20 protein-coding genes are annotated in these 23,257 nt (G+C 65.2%); 9 read left to right on the forward strand and 11 right to left on the reverse strand.

From position 1 onward, the window contains the following. Window positions 1–1,446: 1,446 nt before the first annotated feature. The gene (locus tag X566_RS01730; RefSeq protein ID WP_034462987.1) at window positions 1,447–2,424 is read right to left on the reverse strand and encodes a magnesium transporter CorA family protein; all 978 of its coding nucleotides are present in this window, start codon (window positions 2,422–2,424) and stop codon (window positions 1,447–1,449) included. A 530-nt stretch (window positions 2,425–2,954) separates the two neighbouring features. On the opposite strand from X566_RS01730, the gene X566_RS01735 reads away from it, so the two are divergent. Continuing rightward, window positions 2,955–3,647, forward strand: coding sequence for a L,D-transpeptidase (locus X566_RS01735; protein WP_034462988.1), 693 nt, complete (start codon window positions 2,955–2,957; stop codon window positions 3,645–3,647). An 87-nt stretch (window positions 3,648–3,734) separates the two neighbouring features. Here the strand turns inward: X566_RS01735 and X566_RS01740 are convergent, their stop codons facing one another. Then, complete coding sequence (locus X566_RS01740) at window positions 3,735–4,850, reverse strand: extensin family protein (protein WP_409337802.1); 1,116 nt, start codon at window positions 4,848–4,850, stop codon at window positions 3,735–3,737. A gap of 326 nt (window positions 4,851–5,176) precedes the next feature. Here X566_RS01740 and X566_RS01745 point away from each other — a divergent pair, with 326 nt between their 5' ends. Beyond that, entirely contained in the window at window positions 5,177–6,805 is a 1,629-nt protein-coding gene (locus tag X566_RS01745) for a fatty-acid--CoA ligase (RefSeq protein ID WP_034462990.1), read from the forward strand. Window positions 6,806–7,112: 307 nt separating this feature from the next. Here X566_RS01745 and X566_RS01750 read toward each other — a convergent pair whose 3' ends face one another. Continuing rightward, complete coding sequence (locus X566_RS01750; protein WP_343213027.1) at window positions 7,113–7,436, reverse strand: endonuclease domain-containing protein; 324 nt, start codon at window positions 7,434–7,436, stop codon at window positions 7,113–7,115. 283 nt (window positions 7,437–7,719) lie between these two features. Here X566_RS01750 and X566_RS01755 point away from each other — a divergent pair, with 283 nt between their 5' ends. After that, window positions 7,720–8,577: a DUF1499 domain-containing protein gene (locus tag X566_RS01755; RefSeq protein ID WP_034462995.1), complete on the forward strand. Its 858-nt coding sequence runs from the start codon at window positions 7,720–7,722 to the stop codon at window positions 8,575–8,577. On the opposite strand, the gene X566_RS01760 is transcribed toward X566_RS01755, so the two are convergent. The 3 genes from X566_RS01760 to ribB all read right to left on the reverse strand — a co-directional run bounded on the left by X566_RS01760 (window position 8,550) and on the right by ribB (window position 12,095). After that, complete coding sequence (locus tag X566_RS01760) at window positions 8,550–9,476, reverse strand: MBL fold metallo-hydrolase (RefSeq protein WP_034462997.1); 927 nt, start codon at window positions 9,474–9,476, stop codon at window positions 8,550–8,552. The genes X566_RS01755 and X566_RS01760 overlap by 28 nt on opposite strands. Window positions 9,477–9,665: 189 nt before the next feature. Continuing rightward, complete coding sequence (locus X566_RS01765; protein ID WP_034462999.1) at window positions 9,666–10,886, reverse strand: acyl-CoA dehydrogenase; 1,221 nt, start codon at window positions 10,884–10,886, stop codon at window positions 9,666–9,668. 123 nt (window positions 10,887–11,009) lie between these two features. Further along, the gene (gene ribB, locus X566_RS01770) at window positions 11,010–12,095 is read right to left on the reverse strand and encodes a 3,4-dihydroxy-2-butanone-4-phosphate synthase (RefSeq protein ID WP_034463000.1); all 1,086 of its coding nucleotides are present in this window, start codon (window positions 12,093–12,095) and stop codon (window positions 11,010–11,012) included. A 223-nt stretch (window positions 12,096–12,318) separates the two neighbouring features. Here ribB and X566_RS01775 point away from each other — a divergent pair, with 223 nt between their 5' ends. The 3 genes from X566_RS01775 to X566_RS01785 are packed head-to-tail and all read left to right on the forward strand — an operon-like array spanning window position 12,319 to window position 15,372. Beyond that, on the forward strand, window positions 12,319–13,347 hold the full coding sequence (locus tag X566_RS01775) for a tripartite tricarboxylate transporter substrate binding protein (protein WP_034463002.1): 1,029 nt from the start codon (window positions 12,319–12,321) through the stop codon (window positions 13,345–13,347). Next, window positions 13,348–13,839 carry a tripartite tricarboxylate transporter TctB family protein gene (locus X566_RS01780; protein ID WP_034463004.1) on the forward strand — a complete coding sequence of 164 codons (492 nt, stop codon included), beginning with the start codon at window positions 13,348–13,350 and terminating at the stop codon, window positions 13,837–13,839. Window positions 13,840–13,854: 15 nt separating this feature from the next. Next, complete coding sequence (locus tag X566_RS01785) at window positions 13,855–15,372, forward strand: tripartite tricarboxylate transporter permease (RefSeq protein ID WP_034463006.1); 1,518 nt, start codon at window positions 13,855–13,857, stop codon at window positions 15,370–15,372. Between the two features lie 231 nt (window positions 15,373–15,603). Here the strand turns inward: X566_RS01785 and X566_RS01790 are convergent, their stop codons facing one another. From X566_RS01790 to X566_RS01800, 3 genes are all read right to left on the reverse strand, one after another. Then, a complete protein-coding gene (locus X566_RS01790) occupies window positions 15,604–16,008 on the reverse strand; it encodes a hypothetical protein (RefSeq protein ID WP_034463007.1) in 405 nt (134 codons plus the stop codon). A 368-nt stretch (window positions 16,009–16,376) separates the two neighbouring features. After that, window positions 16,377–16,766: a DUF1236 domain-containing protein gene (locus X566_RS01795; protein ID WP_034467568.1), complete on the reverse strand. Its 390-nt coding sequence runs from the start codon at window positions 16,764–16,766 to the stop codon at window positions 16,377–16,379. Between the two features lie 268 nt (window positions 16,767–17,034). Continuing rightward, window positions 17,035–17,415 (reverse strand): DUF1236 domain-containing protein, encoded by a 381-nt coding sequence (locus X566_RS01800; protein ID WP_034463008.1) that lies wholly within the window; start codon window positions 17,413–17,415, stop codon window positions 17,035–17,037. A gap of 215 nt (window positions 17,416–17,630) precedes the next feature. Here X566_RS01800 and X566_RS01805 point away from each other — a divergent pair, with 215 nt between their 5' ends. Further along, window positions 17,631–17,858: a hypothetical protein gene (locus X566_RS01805; RefSeq protein ID WP_152539773.1), complete on the forward strand. Its 228-nt coding sequence runs from the start codon at window positions 17,631–17,633 to the stop codon at window positions 17,856–17,858. A 110-nt stretch (window positions 17,859–17,968) separates the two neighbouring features. Here the strand turns inward: X566_RS01805 and X566_RS01810 are convergent, their stop codons facing one another. Together X566_RS01810 and X566_RS01815 are read right to left on the reverse strand one after the other, a co-directional pair. After that, window positions 17,969–18,346: a PRC-barrel domain-containing protein gene (locus tag X566_RS01810; RefSeq protein WP_034463010.1), complete on the reverse strand. Its 378-nt coding sequence runs from the start codon at window positions 18,344–18,346 to the stop codon at window positions 17,969–17,971. Window positions 18,347–18,550: 204 nt separating this feature from the next. Beyond that, on the reverse strand, window positions 18,551–19,084 hold the full coding sequence (locus tag X566_RS01815) for a PRC-barrel domain-containing protein (RefSeq protein WP_034463011.1): 534 nt from the start codon (window positions 19,082–19,084) through the stop codon (window positions 18,551–18,553). A 259-nt stretch (window positions 19,085–19,343) separates the two neighbouring features. Between X566_RS01815 and X566_RS01820 the strand changes: the two genes are divergently transcribed. Continuing rightward, a complete protein-coding gene (locus X566_RS01820; RefSeq protein ID WP_051443799.1) occupies window positions 19,344–21,023 on the forward strand; it encodes a hydantoinase B/oxoprolinase family protein in 1,680 nt (559 codons plus the stop codon). Continuing rightward, complete coding sequence (locus tag X566_RS01825) at window positions 21,023–23,089, forward strand: hydantoinase/oxoprolinase family protein (protein ID WP_034463012.1); 2,067 nt, start codon at window positions 21,023–21,025, stop codon at window positions 23,087–23,089. Before X566_RS01820 ends, X566_RS01825 begins: the two co-directional genes overlap by 1 nt. Window positions 23,090–23,257 lie beyond the last annotated feature (168 nt).

The following is a 23,257-nucleotide window of genomic DNA, read 5'->3' on the forward strand; positions in this document are numbered from 1 at the left end:
TCCTCGGAGGCCTGCTACGAAGCCCGCTCCGGTGGGCTGTTGTGCGCCGCTTGTCCCAGTAGGCTGTTGTGCGCCGCTTGAAGCCGGCGGCGGCAGTTTCCCTGTGGCGCAGTCTTCGGCCGCCGCGCGGCAATTGCAACTCGCATTTGGCGCGCCCCGGAATGACGGCGGAGGGTCTTTCGGAATGACCGTGGAGGGGGCTATGCGCCGCTCCATTCGCGGCCGTCGTTCCGGGGCATCGCGAAGGGCCAGCGCAAGCGCCGCCGGCAGGCTCCGCGAGGAGCCCGGAATGACAGCAGGGGGCTTCCAGAACGGCTGAGTATGCGTTGCGCTCGCTCCGCACTCCAGCCGTCGTTCCGGGACGCGCGATTGGTCGCGCGGGCCCGGAACCCATACGCCCGGTGTGCGTGATGGCGCACGGCGCCAGTGCCCTTGTAAGTGAAAACATCGCACGCGCCGTTTGATGTGATCCAAGATCATGGGCGTAACGGCAAACTCATCAGCACAGGGGCTATGGATTCCGGGCTCGATGCTGCGCATCGCCCCGGATGACGGCGGAGTTGATGCCTGCGCTTCTCTTCCCGCAAACGGTGAGAGGTCAAAGAACAGCGCCGCTCCACTCTCTGCCGTCGTTCCGGGACGCGCCTCTTGGCGCGGGCCCGGAACCCATATGCCCGGTATGCGTGATGGCGCGCAGTGCTGGTGCCCTTGCAAGCAGCGCCCATCGGGCGCGCTGTTTCATATGATCCAAGATCATGGCCGTAACGGCAGACTCATCAGCACAGGGGTTATAGATTCCGGGCTCGATGCTGCGCATCGCCCCGGAATGACGGCGGAGTTGATGCCTGCGCTTCTCTTCCCGCAAACGGTGAGAGGTCAAAGAACAGCGCCGCTCCATTCTCTGCCGTCGTTCCGGGGCATCGCGAAGCGATGAGCCCGGAACCCATATGCCCGGTGTGCGTGATGGCGCGCAGTGCCGGTGCCCTTGCAAGCAGCGCCCATCGCACGCGCTCGTTTGATGTGATCCAAGATCATGGGCGTAACGGCAAACTCATCAGCACAGGGTCTATGGATTCCGGGCTCGCGAGCTGTGCTCGCGCCCCGGAATGACGCCAAATGCATTGATGCGCCCACCCAGCTGCGCCCACCCAACTTTCTGCTGTTGTTTTTGAACTTGCGGGTGTCGCTCGCATTGGAAATGCAACGCGTGAAGAAGAAGCCGTGAAGAGCCCGTAGAGCCCATCGCCATCTGTGGCCGCATGGTTCGAGGCGCCGATTTGCGCATCATCCCATCCGAAAACCGCTTCGCGCCTTTCGGAATGATGCGTATCGCCTCCTCACCACGGTGATCGGGCGTTACCATAAGGATCAGGCGTTGTGCGCGGGGCGGTCATGTCGGCCAGTTCGGCGCACGAGCCAAGCCCAAATATGACCGCCGATGGCTTCTCAGAGCCACTTCTTCCATTTGAAGAAGAGGTAGGGCAGCACGGCCGCGAGCACCATCAGCGCCAGCGCCATTGGATAGCCGAGGTGCCACTCGAGCTCCGGCATCGCCTTGAAGTTCATGCCGTAGACCGACGCGATCAGCGTCGGCGGCATCAACACCACCGCCATCACCGAGAACAGCTTGATGATGTTGTTCTGCTCGAGGTTGACCACGCCCAGCATCGCATCCAGCACGAAGGTCGTCTTGTTCGACAGATAGGAGGCGTGGTCGGTGAGCGACTGCACGTCGCGCTGCATGGTCTTGAGCTGCTCGCGAATCTCCTTCGACCACTTCACGCCGTCGATCTCGGCTGCGACGAAGGTGACGAGGCGACCGATCGAGACCAGGCTCTCGCGCACCTTGGAGGTGAGGTCGCCCTTGCGGCCGATGGTGATGAGAATGTTCGAATACTGCTTGGCGTGGCCGGTGCGCGTCCCCTCCGGCTCGAAGATCTCGCGGCTGACCGCATCCACATCGGCCCCGGCGCGCTCCAGGATATCGGCACAGCGGTCGATCACCGCATCGAGCAGCTCCATCAGCACCATCTCGCCGGTGACGCCCGGCGTGCAGTAGCGCGCGAGCTTATGCTCCACCAGCGCGAACGGCCGCGGATGATCGTAACGCACGGTGACGAGGCGATGGCCGGCGAGGATGAACGTGACCGGCGTCGTGCGCGGAGCCTCGCTGTCGGCGGCACACATCAAGGTCGCGGTCATGTAGCGCGCGCTGCGCTCCACATAGAGGCGCGACGAAATCTCGATCTCCTGCATCTCCTCCCGCGTCGGGATTTCGACGCCGAGCAGCTTCTCCACCAGCTTGTCCTCGGGCGGGGTCGGGTTGACCAGATCGATCCACACCGCCTCCTGCGGCAGCGTCTCGCCGATGCCGGCGTCGACGGTTTTCAGGGCGTTGTTGGCGGGAACGAAGACCGAGAGCATGGGCGGAACCTCCGCTTGCGCTTGAGCAGCTGGGGACACGGAACGAACGACGGGCTGTCGGGACGGGCTGGCGTAGACGCAAACCAAGCCGGCAGACCACTGCGGCGCAGAAGCCGTGCCTTGTTCCTGGGATTCGAGCAAGCCGCCCTGGCGATTTTTGTCGCAGGTCCATACGGGGGCCCGGACGGCGATCCTGGCGTCCATCCCCGGACGCCGATCCCAAAGCCAGCCCGTCCGTGGCACCGGCGCAAGCATCGGGGCCACATTTCCGCCACCTCTCAGCCACCAGACCGCCCCAGCCTTCACGCGGCCGTGAGGGCTCCGGCTAACCGCGTCTTAGAATTTCTGCTCTAGGCTGAGTTTGTGAAACATAAATGCCACAGCCACCATGCTGCGAAGCGGTACGGGCATGGGAACGCTGGAAAAACGGCATTGGTCTGAGATAATTACGGCCGATCGGAATCGGGCAGCACAGCCTGCCGGCCTTTTGGCGTGGGACACCAGAAGGACAGTCGAGGGGTAAAGCGAAAATGTCGTCCTCACGTTCTTCACTCGTCGCCCGGCTGGCGGTGGTCGCGGCTGCGTTGATGCTGGCAGCCTGCCAAACCACCACCTACGAAGCGGCCTCGGATGCCAGCATGACGCCACGCGACAAGGCGCTGCTGGCGAAGGCCAAGTATCCGAAGGCGCAGATCCCGCAGCCGTTCCGCCGCGCAATCGTCAGCTACCACCGCAAGGAAACGCCGGGCACGATCGTCATCGATTCCGACAACCATTACCTCTACCTGGTGCAGGACAACGGCAAGGCGCTGCGCTACGGCGTCACCGTCGGCGAGGAAGCGCTCGCCTTCTCCGGCATCGCCAAGATCGGCGCCAAGCAGGAATGGCCGCGCTGGATTCCGACCGCGGATATCCACAAGCGCATTCCCGGCCTGCCGAAGCAGGTCGATGGCGGTCCGGACAATCCGCTCGGCGCGCGTGGCCTCTATCTCTATCAGGGTGGCAAGGACACGCTGTTCCGCATCCACGGCACCAACCAGCCGGAATACATCGGCGAGTCGATCTCCTCGGGCTGCATCCGCATGACCAACGAGGACGTGATCGACCTCTACAACCGCGTCAATGTCGGCACCATCGTCGTCGTGCTCGACCGCAAGGCCGGCGACTCCCCGGTCAATCCGCGGGTGGCGCTCTCCGGCACGCCGGGCGGCTCGACGTTCTGATCGCGCAAGCGAAACCAACGCAGACGCGCTCAACGAGAGCTCAGCGAAAGGCACCGGAGAACCCGGTGCCTTTCTTGCTTTGCGGCTTCATGCTTTGCGGGTTGAGGATGTCCCACCACGGCTGCGGCTGAGCGCGGCGGACGCTGCGCTTCTTCTTCGGCCGCGGCGGTGCGGCGTTCTTCTGGCCGACTTCCGGAGCCGGCCTCGCCTCCGGCTGGGACTCGGGTTGAGCAGACGGCTTGGCTGATGATTTGGCGGATCGTTTGGCGCGCGAGGACGGCGCCGCAGACGATTGCGCCTCGGGGGATTGCGCGCGCGCCGCTGGCGCCTCGTGTTCGCTGAAGGAGGGCCGCAAGCCCCCCGCCACGGGGGCGCTCTCCGGTGCGGCGGGCTGCTGCGGCTGCGCGGACGGTTTTGCACGGGCGCAGCCGGCGGGGCGCGCTGGTCCGGCCTCGCCTCCTCGGCAACCGCGCGCGGCGGCGCCTCGTCCGGGCGCTGCGCCGGAAGCAACGGCGCGACCTTCGGCAGCCCGTCCCACACCTCCCACTGGCAGATGCGGTAGCCGTTGCGCCGCTCGGCCAGATCGAGATGGATGTGATCCTCGTGATAGCCGTCGGAGCCCGGTCCGAGCACGGTGGTAAAGCGCGCACACACCGAGCGCAGGATCTTCTCGCGCAGCTCGCGCGCGGTGCCGCGGTCGGTCAACGCCACGAACTGTCCGTTTGCAAACTTTACTCCGCGCAGGTCGATAGCATTGGCGCGGCCATGCTCGGACAGCTTTGCGCCGGCGACGCGGTTGCGGCCGCGACAGCTGAAGGAATCGAAGTTGTCGAGTTCGCTGATCCGGCTGCCGGCCTCGACGGCGATCGCCGCGAGATCGCTTCGCACCCACTCCGCCACCGCCGTCGCCATGCTGCAGCGAAGCACCGCCGCGGGCTTCAGCGGCACCCGGCTCTTGTCGGCCAGCACCACCGCCTCCAGCCGCACGATGTCGTCACCACCGCAGGCACCGGGCCCGGTGATCGGCGGCTGCGAGGGCGCGATCGCGATCTCTTCGGTCAGCGCCAGCCGGCAGGCGGATGGCTGCGGCGGCACGGCATTCGGCTGGCTCTCGAGAATATTCTTCTCTGCCCCCGTGCTGCCCGCACTGGGCGGAAGCTGCGGCGGCGCGTCGATCGCCGGCCTCGGCTTCGGCAGCGGCACCGGCGACGCCCAAGCTGCCGGCGCCCAAGCCGCGCCCGCAACGCCCAAGCCCGTCATTGCGACGCAACACGCCACCCACAACGTTGCACGACTTTTCATCAGCCCCCGATGCCCCCGCTTGCGGCCAGTTATCGCACCAACGCACCAACCTGCCCAACGGTGATTGCATCCATCGCATGGGTGCCCTTTATTCCAAAATTCAGAAGGGTGAACCGGAAAGCGGTTTGCGCCGTTTTCGCGCCGCGCTAAGAAGGCGATCGGGAACCGGCACGCCGTCATCAGCCGGAAGACACGTTGTTAAGACACGTTGTTAAGGAGAGGGAACGATGCGTGGTTTGATGCAGGATTGGCCGCTGCTGTGCATGCGAATGATCGATCATGCGGCTGCCGTCCATGGCGAGCGTGAAGTCGTCACGCGTTCGGTCGAGGGGCCGATCCACCGCACCAACTATGCGCAGGTCCGCGCCCGCGCGCTGAAGGTCGCGCAGCGGCTGGAGAAGGACGGCATCAAGCTCGGCGACCGCGTCGCCACCCTTGGCTGGAACACCTGGCGCCACCTGGAATCCTGGTACGGCATCATGGGCATCGGCGCCGTCTGCCACACCGTGAACCCGCGCCTGTTCCCGGACCAGATCGGCTGGATCATCAATCACGCCCAGGATCGCGTCGTGATGATCGATCTGACATTCGTGCCGCTGCTGGAGGCGCTGGCCGACAAGCTGCCGAGCGTCGAGCGCTACGTCATCTACACCGACAAGGCGCACATGCCGGAGACCAAGCTGAAGAACGCGATCGCCTATGAGGAGTGGATCGGCGCGGTCGATGGCGACTTCGCCTGGAAGAGCTTCGACGAGAACACCGCGGCGGCGATGTGCTACACCTCCGGCACCACCGGCGACCCGAAGGGCGTGGTCTACTCGCACCGCTCCAACGTGCTGCACGCGCTGATGGCCAACAACGGCGACGCGATCGGCACGCGCGCGAAGGATACGATGCTGCCGGTGGTACCGCTGTTCCATGCGAACTCGTGGGGCATCGCCTTCTCCGCGCCGTCGATGGGCACCAAGCTGGTGCTGCCCGGCGCCAAGCTCGACGGCGCTTCGGTCTATGAACTGCTCTCGACCGAGAAGGTCACCCACACCGCCGGCGTGCCGACCGTGTGGCTGATGCTGCTGCAATACATGGAAGCGAACAAGCTGACCCTGCCCGATCTCAAGGTCGTGGTCTGCGGCGGCTCGGCGATGCCGCGCTCGATGATCAAGGCGTTCGACGACATGGGCATCGACGTCCGCCATGCCTGGGGCATGACCGAGATGAGCCCGATCGGCACGGTCGGCGCGCTGCAGTCGCAATTCGCCGAGCTGAAGGGCGACGCCAAGGTGGACGTGCTGGCGCTGCAGGGCTTCCCGCCGTTCGGCGTGCAGATGAAGATCACCGACGACGACGGCAAGGAGCTGCCGTGGGACGGCACCACGTTCGGCCGGCTGAAGGTCAGCGGACCGGCGGTGACCGCCGGCTACTTCCGCATCGACGGCAACGTGCTCGACGAGGCCGGCTACTTCGACACCGGCGACGTCGCCACCATCGACAAGTACGGCTACCTGCGCATCACCGACCGCTCCAAGGACGTGATCAAGTCCGGCGGCGAGTGGATCTCCTCGATCGACCTGGAGAACCTCGCGGTCGGTCACCCGAAGGTCGCCGAAGCCGCGGTGATTGGTGTGCATCATCCGAAATGGGACGAGCGGCCGCTCCTGATCGTGCAGCTCAAGCCGGGTCAGAGCGCGACCCGCGAAGAGATCCTGAAGTTCATGGAAGGCAAGATCGCCAAGTGGTGGATGCCGGACGACGTCGCCTTCGTCGACGAGATCCCGCACACCGCGACCGGCAAGATCAAGAAGACCGACCTGCGCACCAAGTTCAAGGACCACACGCTGCCGACCGCGGCGGCGTGAGGACTCTCAGTCTTCCCCTTCTCCCCCGCTCGCGGGGAGAAGGTCGGGATGAGGGGCTGATCTCCGCCAATCCCGCGTGACAGTGCCACGCAACTGCGCCCCTCAGCCGGATCGCTTTATGGGATGATCTGGTCCGAAAACCGCTTCGCACGTTCGGGATCATGCCAATGCGATCCGACCTCTCCCCGTCAAACGGGGAAAGGTGACAGATGCTGCGGCAATCCTTCCCAGATTTCCCGGCAATTTTCCTAAACGAGGCAACCTGCTCCCTCTCCCCGCCTGCGGGGAGAGGGTCCGGGTGAGGGGCTTACTCTTTCAGTGCGACTTCGATGATCGTCAGTACGCCTTCGAGATTCGACAGGACGTCGTTGTTCCAAAATCGCCGGACTCGATAGCCCTCACGCGTCATGTACCTGTCTCGTATCCCATCTGCCCGCGAGTCGAGGTGCTGCCCGCCATCGACCTCGATAACAAGTTTCCGTTCCCTGCACACGAAATCGCAGATGTAAGCTCCCAGTGCTTCTTGCCGAACGAACTTGCAACCACCGACCTGCCAGTTACGAAGACTTTGCCAGAGTTTTCGTTCCGCGTCGGTCTGGTTGATCCGGAGTCGGCGGGACAGACTGGTCACCTTGCGTCTTGGTCCGCGCATGCCCCTCGCCCCTCACCCGGATTGCTTGATGAGCATGATCTGATCCGAAAACCGCTTTGCGCTTTTTCGGGATCATGCCAACGCAATCCGACCACTCCCCGCTAGCGGGAGTGGTTAGGAGCGTCCGCACCGTCAAAGCAATATCTGGCAACCGCCGTCATCAAGCCGGCTCCATCGTTGTGCCTCGCCCTCCATCTTCGCCTTGTATTCCTGCCGCGCTCATGGTTTCAACGGGCCGGATCGACCCACATCATGAGGCGCCATGGCGCGCAGATTCTCCGCCGCATATCAGGACGAACCGTTCTCCGCGCTGGCGACTTGGGCCCGGCGGCTGGCGGTCTTCTCGGCCGTCGCGGCGATCGTCTCGATCGTCATCATTCGCTTCGGGTTCCTCGAGTTCAAACCGGCACTGGCGACGTTCTTCGGGGCGCTGGCGATCGCCGGCCTGTCGATCCTGGTGGCGATCGCAGCCTTTGCGGCGATCTGGCAGAACGGCAGCCGCGGCATGGGGCGGGTTCTGGTGGCCTTGCTGCTCGATGCCGCGATCCTCGCCTACCCGGCCTACCTTGCCTACCAGTACCGGCGATTGCCGCCGCTCTACGACATCACCACCGACCCGATCGACCCGCCCAAGTTCGAGACGCTGGCACAGCTGCGCGCGGGCGAAGGCACCAACCCTGCCGCCTATGCCGGCCTGTACTCGGCCGAGCAGCAGCGCCTCGCCTATCCCGATATCGAGCCCGCCAGCCTCGACGTCTCGCCGCAGCAGGCCTACGACACGACGCTGGCGCTGATCCACAAGCGCAAGTGGCTGGTGGTCGATTCACGCCCGCCGATGCCCCCGCGCCGCGAAGGCAAGATCGAGGCGATCGCTCGCACGCCGATCATGGGCTTTCGCGAGGACATCGCCGTGCGCATCCTGCCCGATGGGCCCGGCTCGCGCGTCGATCTGCGCTCGTCGTCACGCTACTTCGAGCACGATCTCGGCAGCAACGCCGCGCGCATCACCAAGCTGATCGATGACATCAACGATGCCACCGACAACATCCGTCCCGAGAAGAAGAAGCAGCCGACGACGCCCGCGAAGGGCACTCAGGTCAAGGATCCGGTCAAGCGATAGGTGCCGTCGATCGACGGCTCGCCATCCGTGGCCACCACCTTGCGCTGAACCAAATCCTCCAGATGCGCGAACACCGAACGCGCCGCCGCAGGCACCAGCCGTGGATCGATGCCGATATAGCTTGCGCGCACGATGGTCGGGATGTCGCACGGCCCCTTGGCGAGGCGGTGCAGGATCGAATCCTCGCGCGCCTTGCGATGCCGCTGCAGGAAGCGGACGTAACGCCGCGCGTCCGGCACCTCCGGCCCGTGGCCGCAGAAGTACAGGTCCTCGTCGCGCTTCAGGAGCTTGTCGAGCGAGGCCATGTAATCCGGCATCGAACCGTCCGGCGGCGACACGATCGAGGTGGACCAGCCCATCACATGGTCGCCGGAGAACAGCACGTTGGTTCCGCGCCAGGCGAACGCCATGTGGTTGGACGCATGCCCCGGCGTTGCAACCGCCTGCAGCGCCCAGCCGTCGCCCTCGACGACATCGCCGTCGGCGAGCTTGACGTCGGGCTTGAAGGTGAGATCGCCGCCCGCCTCGCTCGACTTCTTGTCGCCCTCGACGACGAAGCGCGAGACCAGCGGGTTGCCATCGGCATAGACCTTGGCGCCGGTCGCCGCCGTGATCCGCGGCGTGTTCGGCGAGTGATCCATGTGGGTGTGGGTGACGAGCACATGGGTCACGGTCTCGCCGCGCACCGCATCGAGCAGCGCTTGCGCGTGCGCCGGATCGTCCGGTCCCGGATCGATCAGCGCGACCTTGCCCTTGCCGACGATGTAGCTGACCGTGCCGGTGAAGGTGAACGGGCTCGGATTGCCGCACAGCACCCGGCGCAGGCCGGGCATCACCTCTTCCACCACGCCGGCCTGCAGCGGGAAATCCTTGTTGAAGCCGATATCTTCGTCGCTCACGGCATGTCCCCCTTTACGGTCTCTTCGGATTGAGCAGACTTAACATCAACGGTGTCATTCCGGGATGCGCGATCTATCGCGCAGGCCCGGAATCCATACTCCCGGTGGTGGTTATGGATTCCGGGCTCGCTCGCTGTTCGCTCGCGCCCCGGAATGACGGGAATAGAGGCATTGCTCTACTCGGTCCCCTTACGTAAACGCCTGAATGCCGGTGATGGCGCGGCCGAGGATCAACGCATGCACGTCATGCGTTCCCTCGTAGGTGTTGACGGTTTCCAGGTTCGCCGCGTGACGCATCACATGATACTCGATCTGGATGCCGTTGCCGCCGTGCATGTCGCGCGCCATGCGGGCGATGTCGAGCGCCTTGCCGCAGTTGTTGCGCTTCAGGATCGAGATCATCTCCGGCGCCATCTTGCCCTCGTCGAACAGCCGGCCGAGCCGCAGCACGCCCTGCAGGCCGAGGGTGATCTCGGTCTCCATGTCGGCGAGCTTCTTCTGCACCAATTGCGTCGCCGCCAGCGGCCGGTTGAACTGCTTGCGGTCGAGCGTGTACTGGCGCGCACGGTGCATGCAGTCCTCCGCCGCACCCATCACGCCCCAGGCGATGCCGTAGCGGGCGCGGTTGAGGCAGCCGAACGGGCCGCGCAGGCCCGAGACGTTCGGCAGCATCGCGCTCTCCGGCACGACCACGCCATCCAGCACGATCTCGCCGGTGATCGAGGCGCGCAGGCTGAGCTTGCCGCCGACCTTCGGCGCGGTCAGACCCTTCATGCCCTTCTCGAGGATGAAGCCGCGGATCTGGTTGTCATGCGCGGCCGACTTCGCCCAGACGACGAACACGTCGGCGATCGGCGCATTGGAAATCCACATCTTCGAGCCGGTCAGGCGATAGCCGTCCGCCACCTTCTCGGCGCGGGTCTTCATGCCGCCCGGATCGGAGCCGGCATCCGGCTCGGTGAGGCCGAAGCAGCCGACCCACTCGCCGGTGGCGAGCTTCGGCAGGTACTTCTTGCGCTGCTCCTCGCTGCCATAGGCGTAAATCGGATACATCACCAGCGACGACTGCACCGAGTTCATCGAACGGTAGCCGGAATCGACACGCTCGATCTCGCGCGCGATCAGACCGTAGGCGACGTAGCTCGCATTGGCGCAGCCATATTCCTCCGGCAGCGTCACGCCGATCAGCCCGAGCGCGCCCATCTCGTTGAAGATCTCGCGATCGGTCTTCTCGTTCAGATAGGCATCGATCACGCGCGGCAGCAGCTTGTCCTGGGCATAAGCGCGTGCGGTGTCGCGGATCATGCGCTCGTCTTCGGTGAGCTGGTCGTCCAGCAGCAGGGCGTCATCCCATTTGAACTTCGCCTCGGCATCCTTCACCGCATGGGACTTCTTCACTGACGCACTCATCGACGATCCTCTTCAGAAAACGGAACACCGCCCGGACGGGCGTTGCTGGGCAGATGGAAGCCTTGGTCAGGCAGGTTAGAGCTTTGGCCCTGCCTTGCAAAGCCAAAGCCGCGTTACGAAAGCTCAGTTCCCGTCCACCTTGAACGGTTCGGTGGAGGCGATCTCGATGCCGAAACCGGCCAGGCCCTTGAAGTCGACGGCGCTGGAGGTCAGGTGCCGGATCGAGGTGACGCCGAGGTCACGCAGGATCTGCGCACCCACACCGACTTCGCGCCATTGCTGGTTGCGCGCAGCCTCCGCCGAGGACGGCTCGTCGAGCGGCGCGACCGGAACGCCTGCGGCACCATCGCGCAGGTAGACCAGCACGCCCGAGCCGTTCTGCTTGAAGTAGTCGAGTGCTGCGAGCACGCGCGTCGTGCCGGAAAACACGTCGCGCACCAGATTCGGCTTGTGAAAGCGCGTCAGCACGTTCCTGCCGTCGCCGATGCCCTTGTAGACGTAGGCGATGTGATAGATCGGATCGAACGGCGAGCAGTAGGCGTAGCCCTGCAACGGCCCGATCGGGCTTTCCACCGTGAAGGTCGAGACTCGCTCGATCAGCTTCTCGCGCGCCTGGCGATAGGCGATCAGGTCGGCGATGGTGACGAGCTTGAGCTTGTGCTTCTCGGCGAAGGCGGAGACCTGCGCGCCCTTCATCACCGTGCCGTCGTCGTTCATCAGTTCGGAGATGACGCCGACCGGCGGCAGGCCGGCGAGCTTGCAGAGATCCACCGCCGCTTCGGTATGGCCGGAGCGGAGCAACACGCCGCCGTCGCGGGCGATCAGCGGGAAGATGTGGCCCGGGCGGGCGAAGTCATTGGCGCCGACATTCGGATTCGCCAGCGCGCGGCAGCAGGCGGTGCGCTCTTCGGCGGAGATGCCGGTGGTGCCGCCCGGCTTGTAGTCGATCGAGATGGTGAAGGCGGTGGTGTGGGCGCTGTCGTTGTGGGCGACCATCGGATCGAGGCGCAGCCGGCGCGCATCCTCCGAGGTGATCGGCGCGCAGACGATGCCGGAGGTATGGCGGATGATGAAGGCCATCTTGTCCGCCGTGCAGAGCGACGCGGCGGCGATCAGGTCGCCCTCGCCCTCGCGGTCCTCGTCGTCGGTCACGACGACCATTTCGCCTTCGGCAAACGCCTTCAAAACTTCGGGAATCGGATGGGCCATGATCGTCTCAACCAAGGAAAGGGGGCTGGTTCCTTTAGACAATCCAGCCCCACGACGCCAGCACCATTGCGCAGAGCAGAACGGCTATTCCGATAGATATGATAACCGTTCCGCCCTGCGGTAGGGCTCGCCGCGAGCGGGTTGACGCGGGCGGCGATCCATCGCCATGGTCCGGCTGAACAAGAAGCCGATTTCCTGAACAAGCCTCTGGGGGAAAAGAAACATGGCCCGACCGCTCACCCGCCGCGCAGCCCTGCGCGCAAGCCTCGCTGCGACAACGCTCGCCACCGCAACTTTGGCCACTGCAGCTTTGGCTACCGCGACGCTCGTCGCCGGCACGCCGGCCTACGCGCAGGAATGGCCCGCGCGCGACATCACCTTCATCGTGCCCTACGCGCCCGGCGGCTCGACCGATCCGATCAGCCGCAAGTACTGCGAGCTGTTGGAAAAGGAACTGAAGGTCAAACTGATTGTGGAAAACAAGCCCGGCGCCTCGGCGACGATCGGCACCGGCGCGGTGGTGCGCGCCACCCCAGACGGCTACACCATCGGCCTCGGCTCCAACTCCTCGCTCGCCTTCCAGCCGCTGGAGATGAAGGGCCTGCCCTGGAAGGACACCGACGGCTACCAGTCGGTGGTCAAGCTCGTCGATCTGCCGGCGGTGCTGGCGGTGCCCGCCGACTCGCGCTTCAAGATGCTCGACGACTTCCTCGACGAGGCGAAGAAGACCCCGGGCAAGCTGAAGGTCTCGGTCTCCGGCCTGCGCACCGCCAACGATATCGCCGTGCAGCACTTCAACAAGCTTTCGGGCCTGCGCATCACCACCGTGCCGTTCACCGGCGGCGGCGGCGAAGCGATCCTCGCCGCGCTCGGCGGCCGCGTCGATGGCGTGGTCGGCTATGCCGCCGGCATGAAGGGTCAGGTGGACGCCGGCAAGCTGCGCGTGATCGGCGCCTTCAACGACGGCAAGTATTATCTCTTCCCCGACGCCAAGCCGACCAGCGAGACGCCGTGGAAGTCCTACCTGCGCACGGCCTACTACGTGATCGCGCCGAAGGGCGTGCCGCAGCCGATCCTCGACAAGCTCAACGCGGCATCGAAGAAGGTGGTCGAGAGCGACGACTTCAAGGCGTTCGCCACCGCCAACGGCTATACCGTCGACGTCAAGTTCGGCGACGCGATGAAGAAGGAGCTGATGGACTACGAGCGGCAGTTCAAGGAGGTGAACGACTTCCTGGAGCAGACGAAGTAAATGAGCGACAGCCGCAGCTTTTCGCTGCCCGGCGGCCGGCGCATCGCCGGCGCCGTCGGGCTTCTGCTCAGCATCGCCTACACCGCCTACGCCTGGAGCGAACTCGGCTTCGGGCGCTGGCACCGGCCGGGCGCTGCGATCTTCCCGATCGCCGTCGGCATCCTGTTGGCAATCGCCTCGCTCGGCGTCCTGCTCGAGAAATCCGAAACGTCGAAGGCCGTGTATGGCGAGAGCTTCACGCTGCCGAGCGGCGAAGGCTTGCGCAAGCTCGTGTTCGTTCTGGTGGCGTTCGCGGCCTACTTCGTCGGCATGGATTACGTCGGCCACATGATCGCGTCGGGACTGTTCCTGTTCGTGGCGATGGCGCTGCTGTCCGATAAATCGCGCATACGGCTCGCGATCTACGCGGCGATCATCGCCGTGGCGTTCGAGGTGTTCTTCGTGCGCCTGCTGCAGGTGCAGATGCCGTATGGGCTGGTCCGGCTGTTCTAGACTTCAGGTTGCACGATGAATTCGCTTGAAGGATTGATTTACGGGCTCGGCATCGCGATGACGCCGGCCAATCTGCTGGCGGCGTTCGCCGGCGCATTCGCCGGCACGGCGATCGGCGTGCTGCCGGGCCTGGGCCCGGTCGCGGGCGTCGCGCTGATCCTGCCGCTGACGTTCTCGCTCGACCCGACCGCGGGCCTGATCATGATGGCCGGCATCTTCTACGGCTCGATGTATGGCGGCTCCACCACCGCGATCCTGCTGAACATTCCGGGCGAGTCCGCCTCGGTCGTCACCGCCATCGACGGCTACCAGCTCTCGCGCAAGGGCCGCGCCGGGGCGACGCTGACCATCGTCGCGGTCGGCTCGTTCGTCGGCGGCACACTGGCGGTGATCGGCGTGATGCTGTTCTCGGCGGCGCTGGCGAAGGTGGCGATCCTGTTCGGCCCGGCGGACTTCTTCGCACTCACCGCCGGCGGCATGCTGGTGATGGCGCGTATTTCCGGCGGCACCGTCGCCTCCTCGCTGCTGCCGATGGCGATCGGGCTCGCGCTCGGCACCATCGGCCAGGAGGCCGTCACCGGCGAAACGCGCTACACCTTCGGCGTACTGCATCTGGCGGAAGGCGTCTCGCTGGTGCCGATCGTCGTCGGCCTCTACGGCCTCGCCGAGCTGATGCTGCTGATCGAGGACAAGGCCCACGCTGCGGCGCGGCCGGCGAGCGTGACGATGCGCGAGCTTATGCCGACCAGGACCGAGTGGAAACGCTCGGTGCCGTCCTGGCTGCGCGGCACTGGCCTCGGCTTCCTGTTCGGCCTGATCCCCGGCCCTGCCGCGACCATCGCCTCGTTCGCCTCCTATCGCCTGGAGAAGGCGGTCTCCAAGCATCGCGACGAGATCGGCAGCGGCGCGATCGAGGGCGTCGCGGGGCCCGAGGCCGCCAACAACTCGGCAGCGACCGCCTCGCTCGTGCCGCTGCTCGCGCTCGGCATTCCGTTCACGCCGATCGCGGCGCTGATGATCTCGGCGATGCTGGTGCAGGGCGTGCAGCCCGGACCACTGCTGATGACGCAGAAGCCGGAGATCTTCTGGGGCCTGATCGCCTCGGTCTATGTCGGCAACATCATGCTGCTGGCGCTGAACATCCCGATGATCGGCGTCTGGGTGAGCCTGTTGCGCATCCCGCACTACCTGTTCCTGCCGATCCTGTTGGTGCTGTCGGTGATCGGCGCCTACAGCGTCCGCAACAGCATCTTCGACGTCTGGGTGCTGCTCGGCGCGGGCGTGCTCGGCTATATCTTCAACAAGCTGCGCTTCCAGCTCGCACCGCTTGTGGTCGGGCTGATCCTCGGCCCGAACATCGAGAAGCACTTCCGCGAGACGCTGTTCCTCAGTCAGGGAGACCTGTGGGCGTTCGTCGAGAGCCCGATCGCCATCACCGTGTGGGTGATCGCGATTGCGATCATGCTCGCGGGCTACCTGGCGCGGCGGCGCGCCTCGGTCGCCTCGGCGATGGCGCAGGAAAGCAGCTTGTAAGGTGCGCTTGAACGCGAGCGTTTGTTGGAGGCGTTTTCGTCAGGCGAACCGGTCTCCATCCCTGATCACGTCCGCGACAGGCTTCGCTCGAAAGCCTTCACCGCAAAACGCCGCGCGTCTGAACAAGAAGCGCGGCGGCGATGGTGGCTGTGACTATCGTGGCTGGTAATGGCTGGTGCGGTCTGCGCGCGAGAGCTCGCGCGCGGCAAGCGCACATGGCAGACGACGCGGTCAGGCCGTAACGGGCTCGGCGTCATCAAGATCGAAATCGTCGTCGTCTTCGAGCTTGGCGAAGGTCGAGAGCGGCGCGGTGGAGAGCGTCACCTTGCGGCGGCTCGACGTCTCGACGACGGCCGGCTTGTTCGACCCGCGCATCGCCGCCTCATAGATTACCGAGCCCAGCGCCCCGCCCCACTCGACGAGATCGCGCAGCTCGCAGCTCGAGGCGATGGCAAGCGCAAGTCCCTGCAGGTGAGTCCGGCGATAGCAGAACAGCGCCAGCATCGCCCGCGTTTCCGCCGGCACCGACTTCACGAGCTCGGGCAGACCTTGCGGGCTGGCGCGGTAAAGGCTGCCCAGCAGCTCATCTTCCACAGGACAGGCATCTTTGGCGAAAGCTTCTCGGCTGGAAAGCATTGGCGTTCTCCCGTCAGCGCGATGGGGAGATTGCTATCCGAATTCTTAAGAATGAATTAACCAGCGCTTCGAAAGCGTTAACGCGATCGCTTCAATTGTCGCAATAAGCTGGTTCGAGCGTTCCTTGATCTGGTTCGCTTGGGTTCCGCAAACACAATATCTGGATACCGACAGCGCCCGCGAATCGCCGATCAGCGATTCGGACGCGGTTCGTTCCCAACCCGTTCAGATCCTTAACGAAGCGAGCTTATCCACAACCCGCACTGTCGCAATAAGGCACATCTCAAGCCAACGGGACCGGCGCGGTCGCCCGCACCGATCCCGTTCTCTGCGTCGCCTTGGGGTTTCCGGCCGCCTATGCGATGGGCTTACTCTTCAATGACATGGACGATCTTGCGCGAGCGCGGCTCGACGATCACCCGCTGGTCATTGACGACCGCGTAGCGGTAGTTCGGATAATCACGGACCGAGTACAGCCGCACCGACGCCGGCAGGCGCTCGCCGACGACGATCTCCTCGCGCACGGTGACCGGATGCGCCGGCGCGCCGCGCACCGACATGATCACCGCCTCAGGAATGGCCGCAGCCGTCCCGACCGCCGCGCCAACCGTGCCGCCGACGATCGCGCCGGCCGGACCGAGCACCTGACCGCCAGCCGCCGCACCATCATTGACACCACGCTCAATCGTCGTCTGCGCGCTCGCCATCGTCGGAAGCGTGGCAACCGCGGTCGCAAGCATGAGCAGTCTGATCTTCATCGTCATTCTCCAGCATGAACACAATCAGACCAGACAACCAAAGAGGGACGGCGCCCGTTCCGCCGCCAATTGCGGTTTCATCGTGATGACGGCGGCATCTTCGCGGCAGCGGAACCTTGAAACACGTGGCGACGATGATCGCCTCGCCGCGTGGACGCGTCGCGCATGATCATCGCAGCGGGAATCATTGCACTGGCGTCGGGGCTTCCCCGATCGCGTCTGGCTCTTTGCTCCGTCGGCGCGCTCAGCCGCCGCGCCGACGTGCCTCTCATTGAACGATCTGCATGATCTTGCGCGAATGCGGATCGACGATCATCCGCTGATCGTTGACGACCGCAAAGCGATACTTCGGATAGTCATGGACCGCATGCAGATGAACCGCTTTCGGCAGTCGTTCGCCCGGCGCGATCTGCTGGTTGACGCTGATCGAGCGCACGTGCGAGCCACGCACCTGATTGAGCACCGCATCGGGGATCGTCGCCTGCGCAGGCGTCGGCGTGACCGCCGAGCCGATCGTGTGCCCGGTCTCATCGACCGGATTGTCCATGATCGGCGCCGGCGCAGTGCCGTTTCGCATCGTCGCCTGAGCGCTCGCGACCGCAGGAATCGCCGCAACCATTGCGGCTAGTACAATCGTTTTGATCGTCATGGGTGTTTCTCCCGTCGTCCAGCCGCCGAAGCCCACAACCGAAGGTCGATCAGCCGGGTTCCCGCATCACCGGAAGTTCATTGCCGGCGACGTCGCGAATGGAACCGCAGCTTGCGCCATCGCAGCATCGATATCCGCGCATTGCTTGAATGCAGCGCCACACTTCCGTCACAGCGCGGTATTTGTCAGAACGCCACCACCTTGGATCTGAGAATTTGAGCGAGATGGCGTCGGAGCAGGATCGGGAGACGTTCGACAAGCTGAAGCCACGGCTGCAGCAGGTGGAGTTCAATCATTTGAAGACGCGGCTCGACGCGGTGCAGCTCGAGCGCACGGTCGCGGCGCTGCATCAGACGCTGCCGGAAGAAAAAGCCAGCGAGGCGGAAGCAACGCTGCGTCGCATGTACGAGCGCGCCAAACGCTGGGAAACACCTAACGCTTGATGATGCGGCGAGCTAAGACCGCATCATCTCCCGTATCTGCCTTGCTCTCGCCTTGACGCAGCGCGTCGATCGACGCGTGCCTCGATGAGCGACCAGCCGCGGCCGTCGGATCAGAAGCCCCAATACGGCGGAACGTTGTAATAGCCGTATAGCCGCGCCTCATCGGTGCGATCGCCGAAGTCGAACTCCGAGTTCTCGTCGGAGGCCGGTGCCTTGCGCAGCACCTCGTCGCCGATGTCCAGCTCGTAGGCGTCGAGCTCGACGTTGTAGTTCAGCAGCGACCAGGGGATCGGCAGATGCTTGTGGCCGATGCCGAGGAATCCGCCAAAGCTGAGAACCGCATAGGCCACCTTGCCGGATACCTTGTCGATCATCAGCCGCTCGATCGAACCGATCTTCTCGCCCTTCGGCCGTCTCACGGCCGTCCCCTCGACCCGATCGCTGGCGATCAGGCTGTGTTTCTTGCGTGTCATCGTCTCCGTCACCATGACAAGTCTCCCTCTCCTGCTTGCTGTTCGCGAAACCCGACTCACCGGCGTTCCGAACAGTGCCTCCTCCCGAAACAAACCGGCGGCAGGAACAAAAGTTCCCGCCGCCGGAGCCTCAGCCCATCTAACAATCCGCCTGGCCAGTGTCCTTCATCAAATCCGGAGTTCGCTTCGAGCGTGCTGCATCGCGAACTTCGGAGGACACTAGTTCGCGTACTTGAACTGCGGCATCGCCTTCAGCTGATCCTTGGTCATGCTCAGCTTGGCATGGTCAGGATTGACGCTCGGCTTCGACGCAGTGGTCGTGCCGCCCGGCGCCGTCGATGTCGAGCCGACCGTGCCGGAATTGCCCGAAGCCGGCGGCGACGTGTTCGAACTGGTCGAGCTGGTCCGCATCGGCTCCTTTACGAACTTCAGCTGATCGAAGTTGACGGCAATGTTGCTCTCGCCGAGCCCCAGGAAGCCGCCGACACCGATCACCGCCTTCTCGATCTTGCCGTTCGAGTCGGTCAACAGATCGTTGATCGCGCCGAGACGCTCATCGGCGTCATTGTAAACATAGAGGCCGATCACCTTGGACGCACGCCACTCATTCGCAGTCTGCTCCTGCACCGGGGTCGCCGTTGTTTCCGCGCGCGGAGTCGATGACGACTGTGATGGAGCCGGCGCCTGCGCCAGAGCCGTTCCGGAAAGAAGTGCGGTTGCGACCAGGCCGGTCGCCAATTGCTTCGCGAGCATGTGTTGTCCTCCACGAGATGTTGTATGCGATGAACGCGCAACGATTGATCGCGTTCCGGTTCGCAAACACGAAAGCGACATCATGACAGGCGAGGAACTTTTGCCTGTTTCGCGAACGTCAACCCCGATGAGACGTCGCGTTCGCCGTGTCCGCGGACGAACATCGCGTTCGACCGCAAGCGCAACGCCCGATTGGCTTTCGTCAAGATTGCTGTCATTTTGGGAACCGGAGACACCTCAGGGCAACGATCTGTCAACCATGTCTAGCAGCGTCGATCCGATCACCCGCGCCGTCATCCAGCATCGCCTCGGCGCCATCGTCGCCGAGATGGGCGAAGCGATGCTGCGCACATCCTATTCGCAGATCCTCAACTCCAGCCGCGACTTCTCGCTCGCGATCTGCGACACCCGCAGCCGGCTGATCGCCCAGGCCGATCACATCCCGGTGCATGTCGGCGCGCTGCCATGGGCGACGCGCGCGGTCGAGGAAAGCGTGCGCGGCGTGCAGCCGGGCGACGTCATCCTGATGAACGATCCCTACCATGGCGGCAGCCACCTGCCGGACGTCACCGCGTTCGTGCCGGTGTTCAATGGCGACGCGCGGCTGTTCTGGACCATCGTGCGCGCGCATCAAAGCGACATCGGCGGCGCGACCCACGGCGGCTATAATCCGACCGCGACGGAAATCTACCAGGAAGGCCTACGCATCCCGCCGATCAAGCTCTACGAGCGGGGACGCTTGCGCGAAGACCTGCTCGACATGATCGCGCTGAACATCCGCAACCCGCGCGATTTCCGCGGCGATCTCGCGGCCATGGTGGGGGCGGCGCATCTCGGCGAACGGCGGCTGACGAAGCTGTTCGGCGAATTCGACGCGGCCACCGTCCAGCAGGCGATCGAAGACATCCTCGATACATCCGAGCAGCGGACCCGCGCCATCGTCGCGAGCTGGAAGGACGGCGTCTTCCATGGCGAGGCGGTGCTGGACGACGACGGCCGCGGCCATGACGACATCGGTATCAAAGCCCAGGTGACGAAGCGCGGCAGCGACATCGAGGTCGATCTCACCGCCTCCGATCCGCAGACGACGAGCTTCGTCAACTCCTCGCACGCCAACATGCAGGCGGCGGTGGCGATGGCGTTCGCCTACCTGATCGATCCCGACATTCCGAAGAACTCCGGCGCGCTGCGGCCGCTCAAGGTGGTGGCCAAGCAAGGCACCATCGTCTGGGCCGATCCCGGCCGGCCGGTGACGCTCTGCACCAGCCATCCGTCGAACGAGATCGTCGAGGCGATCGTCAAGGCGATGGCCGCTGCCTGCCCCGCGCGCGTGATGGGCGGCTGGGGCCGCCGCTTCCGCATCGCCATCCAGGGCGAGAACCCGCGCAGTGGACGCGGCTTCATCTGGCACATGTTTCACGCACGCCCCGGCGGCGGCGCCAGCGCCGACGGCGACGGCTGGTCGTCGATCGGCGAATGGCACACCGCCGGCGGCATCAAGTTCGGCAGCGTCGAGATCGCCGAGGTCCGCTTTCCGCTGCACTTCCGGCGACACGAATTCCGCCCCGACTCCGGCGGGCGCGGCGAACATCGTGGCGGGCTTGGCTGCAACCTCGATCTCGTGGTCGAGACGGAAACGGAGGCGCGGGCCAACACCGCGGGCGACGGCGCACGCCATGGTGCCTGCGGCATGCTCGGCGGCGAGGACGGCCAGCCGCATGACTATCGTCTGATCTCGGCAGGCAAGCCGGAACGCGTGCTCAAGACCAAAGAGGTCGGCATCGTCATCGCACCAGGCGACGTGCTGCAGGTCCGCTCCGGCGGCGGTGGCGGCTGGGGCGATCCGGCGAAACGCAGCGCGCAGGCGCATGCCCGCGATCTCGAACAAGGGCTCGTCACGATGCCGACGCAGACCGCGCCGAACAGCGGAGCGCGCTGATGCCGTTCGTGATCGGGATCGACGTCGGCGGCACCTTCACCGATCTCGTCGCCATTGACGAGACGGGCAACACCGTGTTCGCGAAATCGCCCTCGACGCCGCAGGACCAGTCGGTTGGCGTGCTGAACGGCCTCGACGAGCTGGCGCGACGGCTCGGCGTTGCCCGCAAGGACATGCTGGCGCAGACCGCGCGCATCGTGCATGGCGCCACCGTCGCCACCAACGCCCTGCTGGAGCGCAAGGGCGCAAGAGTGGCGCTGCTCACCACCGAAGGCCATCGCGACGTGCTGGAAATGCGCGAGGGCTTGAAGGGCAACCGCTACGATCTGCGCACGCCGCCGCCGGAGCCGCTGGTGCCACGGCAGCTTCGCCTCGGCGTGCGCGAGCGGCTGCGAGCGGACGGCACGGTGCAGACGCCGCTGGATGACGCCTCACTTGCGCAGGCGATCGAAACCGCCCGGCAGTCCGGCGCGGCCGCCGTGGCGATCTGCTACCTGCACGCGTATCGCAACCCGGCGCATGAGATCGCCACCGAAGAACGGCTGCGGCGGGCGCTGCCGAACGTTTTCATTACCCGCTCCAGCGATGTGCTGCCGCAGATCAAGGAGTTCGAGCGGGTCTCGACCACCGTGGTCAACGCCTATGTCGGACCGGCCGTGCATCGCTACCTCACGAGCCTCAGCACACGGCTGGGCGAGGCAGGCCTTCGCGGCAGCCTGTTCGTGATCCTCTCGCATGGCGGCATGGCGCCGCTGGAGGAAGCCGCCCGGCTTGCGGCGGCGACCGTGCTGTCCGGCCCGGCAGGCGGCGTCGCGGGCGCACGCCGCTGTGCGACGCTGCTCGGCGTGCCGGACCTGATCCCGTTCGACATGGGCGGCACCTCGACCGACATCTCGCTGATCGCCGGCGGCGAGGCCTCGCTCTCCGCCGAACGCGGGCTCGCCGGCGAACGGATCGCGCTGCGCAGCCTCGACATCGCCAGCATCGGCGCCGGTGGCGGCTCGATCGCCCGCGCCGACGCGTCCGGCACATTCGAGGTCGGCCCCGAGAGCGCGGGCGCGGTGCCTGGCCCCGCCTGCTACGGCAATAGTGGCCGCTTCGCCACCGTCACCGACGCCAACCTGCTGCTCGGCTATCTCGATGCCGACAGCTTTCTCGGCGGCACCCGCAAACTCGACAGGGCAGCCGCGGAAGCCGCCGCCGACCGCGTTGCCGCGACGCTGAAGCTCTCGCGCGAGGAGACCGCAGCCGGCATCTACCGGCTGATCAACCTGAAGATGGCGGACGGCATCCGCCTGATGACGCTGCGGCGCGGCGTCGATCCCCGGCGGTTCGCGCTGCTGAGCTTCGGCGGCGCCGCCGGCCTACACGCGGTGGAGGTCGCGCGCGAGCTGGAGATTCCGCGGGTGATCGTGCCGACGGTGGCCTCAGTGCTGTCGGCGTGGGGCATGCTCGCCACCGACCTGCGCTACGAGCTCAGCCGCACGCATATCGGCGACGGCGCCATCGTCGATGACGCGGCCATGCGCGCCGTATTCGGCGAACTGGAAACGCGGGCGATGGCCCGGCTGCGCACCTGGTTCGACGGGCCGGCGCGCATCGAGCGCTCTGCCGAAATGCGCTATGGCGAGCAGATTTTCGAGATCGACGTGCCGCTGACTACACTCGATTGGGAGGCGCCGAACCTGATCGGCCGCATCCATGAGGAATTCCACCGGCGCCATGAGGAGCTTTATACCTACGCCTCGCGCGACCAGGAGGTGGTGTTCGTCAACGCCCGCGCGGCAGCGGTCGGCAGCGTGCAGGCATCCGAACCCGCACCGCGCCGCACCGACAACACGCTTCCGCAGCCGAACATGGCCGCGCAACCGAAGACCACGCGACCGGCCTGGTTCGGCGGCTGGCGGGATGCGGCCGTCTACGACATCGCCAGCCTGACGCCCGGCACGACATTGACCGGCCCCGCTATCCTCGAAGCCGAAACGACCACGGTGATCGCCGGAGACGGCGACGAGGTCAGCGTCAATCGCCAGGGCTGGCTGGATATCCGCCTGAGCCGGCGCTGACGCCAGCGCCCTCCAAGAACTCGTTCCGGGTCTGCTTGTGCAATGCGCCAATTCGTAATTCGCGCAAGCCCACGGCCGATATGCATGGAAACGTTCTCGCTCCCGCATGGACGACGACGCGGCGTCGGCTAAGATGACTCTGACGCCAACAATCAAAACATGACGAGG

Origin of the sequence: Afipia sp. P52-10 (genome assembly GCF_000516555.1) — a bacterium.
Classification (GTDB): Bacteria; Pseudomonadota; Alphaproteobacteria; order Rhizobiales; family Xanthobacteraceae; genus P52-10.

Bases quoted from the DNA above. Each gene is read 5' to 3' on its own strand.
- X566_RS01730 (WP_034462987.1), bottom strand. From the start codon at position 2,424: ATGCTCTCGGTCTTCGTTCCCGCCAACAACGCCCTGAAAACCGTCGAC.
- X566_RS01735 (WP_034462988.1), top strand. From the start codon at position 2,955: ATGTCGTCCTCACGTTCTTCACTCGTCGCCCGGCTGGCGGTGGTCGCG.
- X566_RS01745 (WP_034462990.1), top strand. From the start codon at position 5,177: ATGCGTGGTTTGATGCAGGATTGGCCGCTGCTGTGCATGCGAATGATC.
- X566_RS01755 (WP_034462995.1), top strand. From the start codon at position 7,720: ATGGCGCGCAGATTCTCCGCCGCATATCAGGACGAACCGTTCTCCGCG.
- X566_RS01765 (WP_034462999.1), bottom strand. From the start codon at position 10,886: ATGAGTGCGTCAGTGAAGAAGTCCCATGCGGTGAAGGATGCCGAGGCG.
- ribB (WP_034463000.1), bottom strand. From the start codon at position 12,095: ATGGCCCATCCGATTCCCGAAGTTTTGAAGGCGTTTGCCGAAGGCGAA.
- X566_RS01775 (WP_034463002.1), top strand. From the start codon at position 12,319: ATGGCCCGACCGCTCACCCGCCGCGCAGCCCTGCGCGCAAGCCTCGCT.
- X566_RS01780 (WP_034463004.1), top strand. From the start codon at position 13,348: ATGAGCGACAGCCGCAGCTTTTCGCTGCCCGGCGGCCGGCGCATCGCC.
- X566_RS01785 (WP_034463006.1), top strand. From the start codon at position 13,855: ATGAATTCGCTTGAAGGATTGATTTACGGGCTCGGCATCGCGATGACG.
- X566_RS01790 (WP_034463007.1), bottom strand. From the start codon at position 16,008: ATGCTTTCCAGCCGAGAAGCTTTCGCCAAAGATGCCTGTCCTGTGGAA.
- X566_RS01795 (WP_034467568.1), bottom strand. From the start codon at position 16,766: ATGAAGATCAGACTGCTCATGCTTGCGACCGCGGTTGCCACGCTTCCG.
- X566_RS01800 (WP_034463008.1), bottom strand. From the start codon at position 17,415: ATGACGATCAAAACGATTGTACTAGCCGCAATGGTTGCGGCGATTCCT.
- X566_RS01810 (WP_034463010.1), bottom strand. From the start codon at position 18,346: ATGGTGACGGAGACGATGACACGCAAGAAACACAGCCTGATCGCCAGC.
- X566_RS01815 (WP_034463011.1), bottom strand. From the start codon at position 19,084: ATGCTCGCGAAGCAATTGGCGACCGGCCTGGTCGCAACCGCACTTCTT.
- X566_RS01820 (WP_051443799.1), top strand. From the start codon at position 19,344: ATGTCTAGCAGCGTCGATCCGATCACCCGCGCCGTCATCCAGCATCGC.
- X566_RS01825 (WP_034463012.1), top strand. From the start codon at position 21,023: ATGCCGTTCGTGATCGGGATCGACGTCGGCGGCACCTTCACCGATCTC.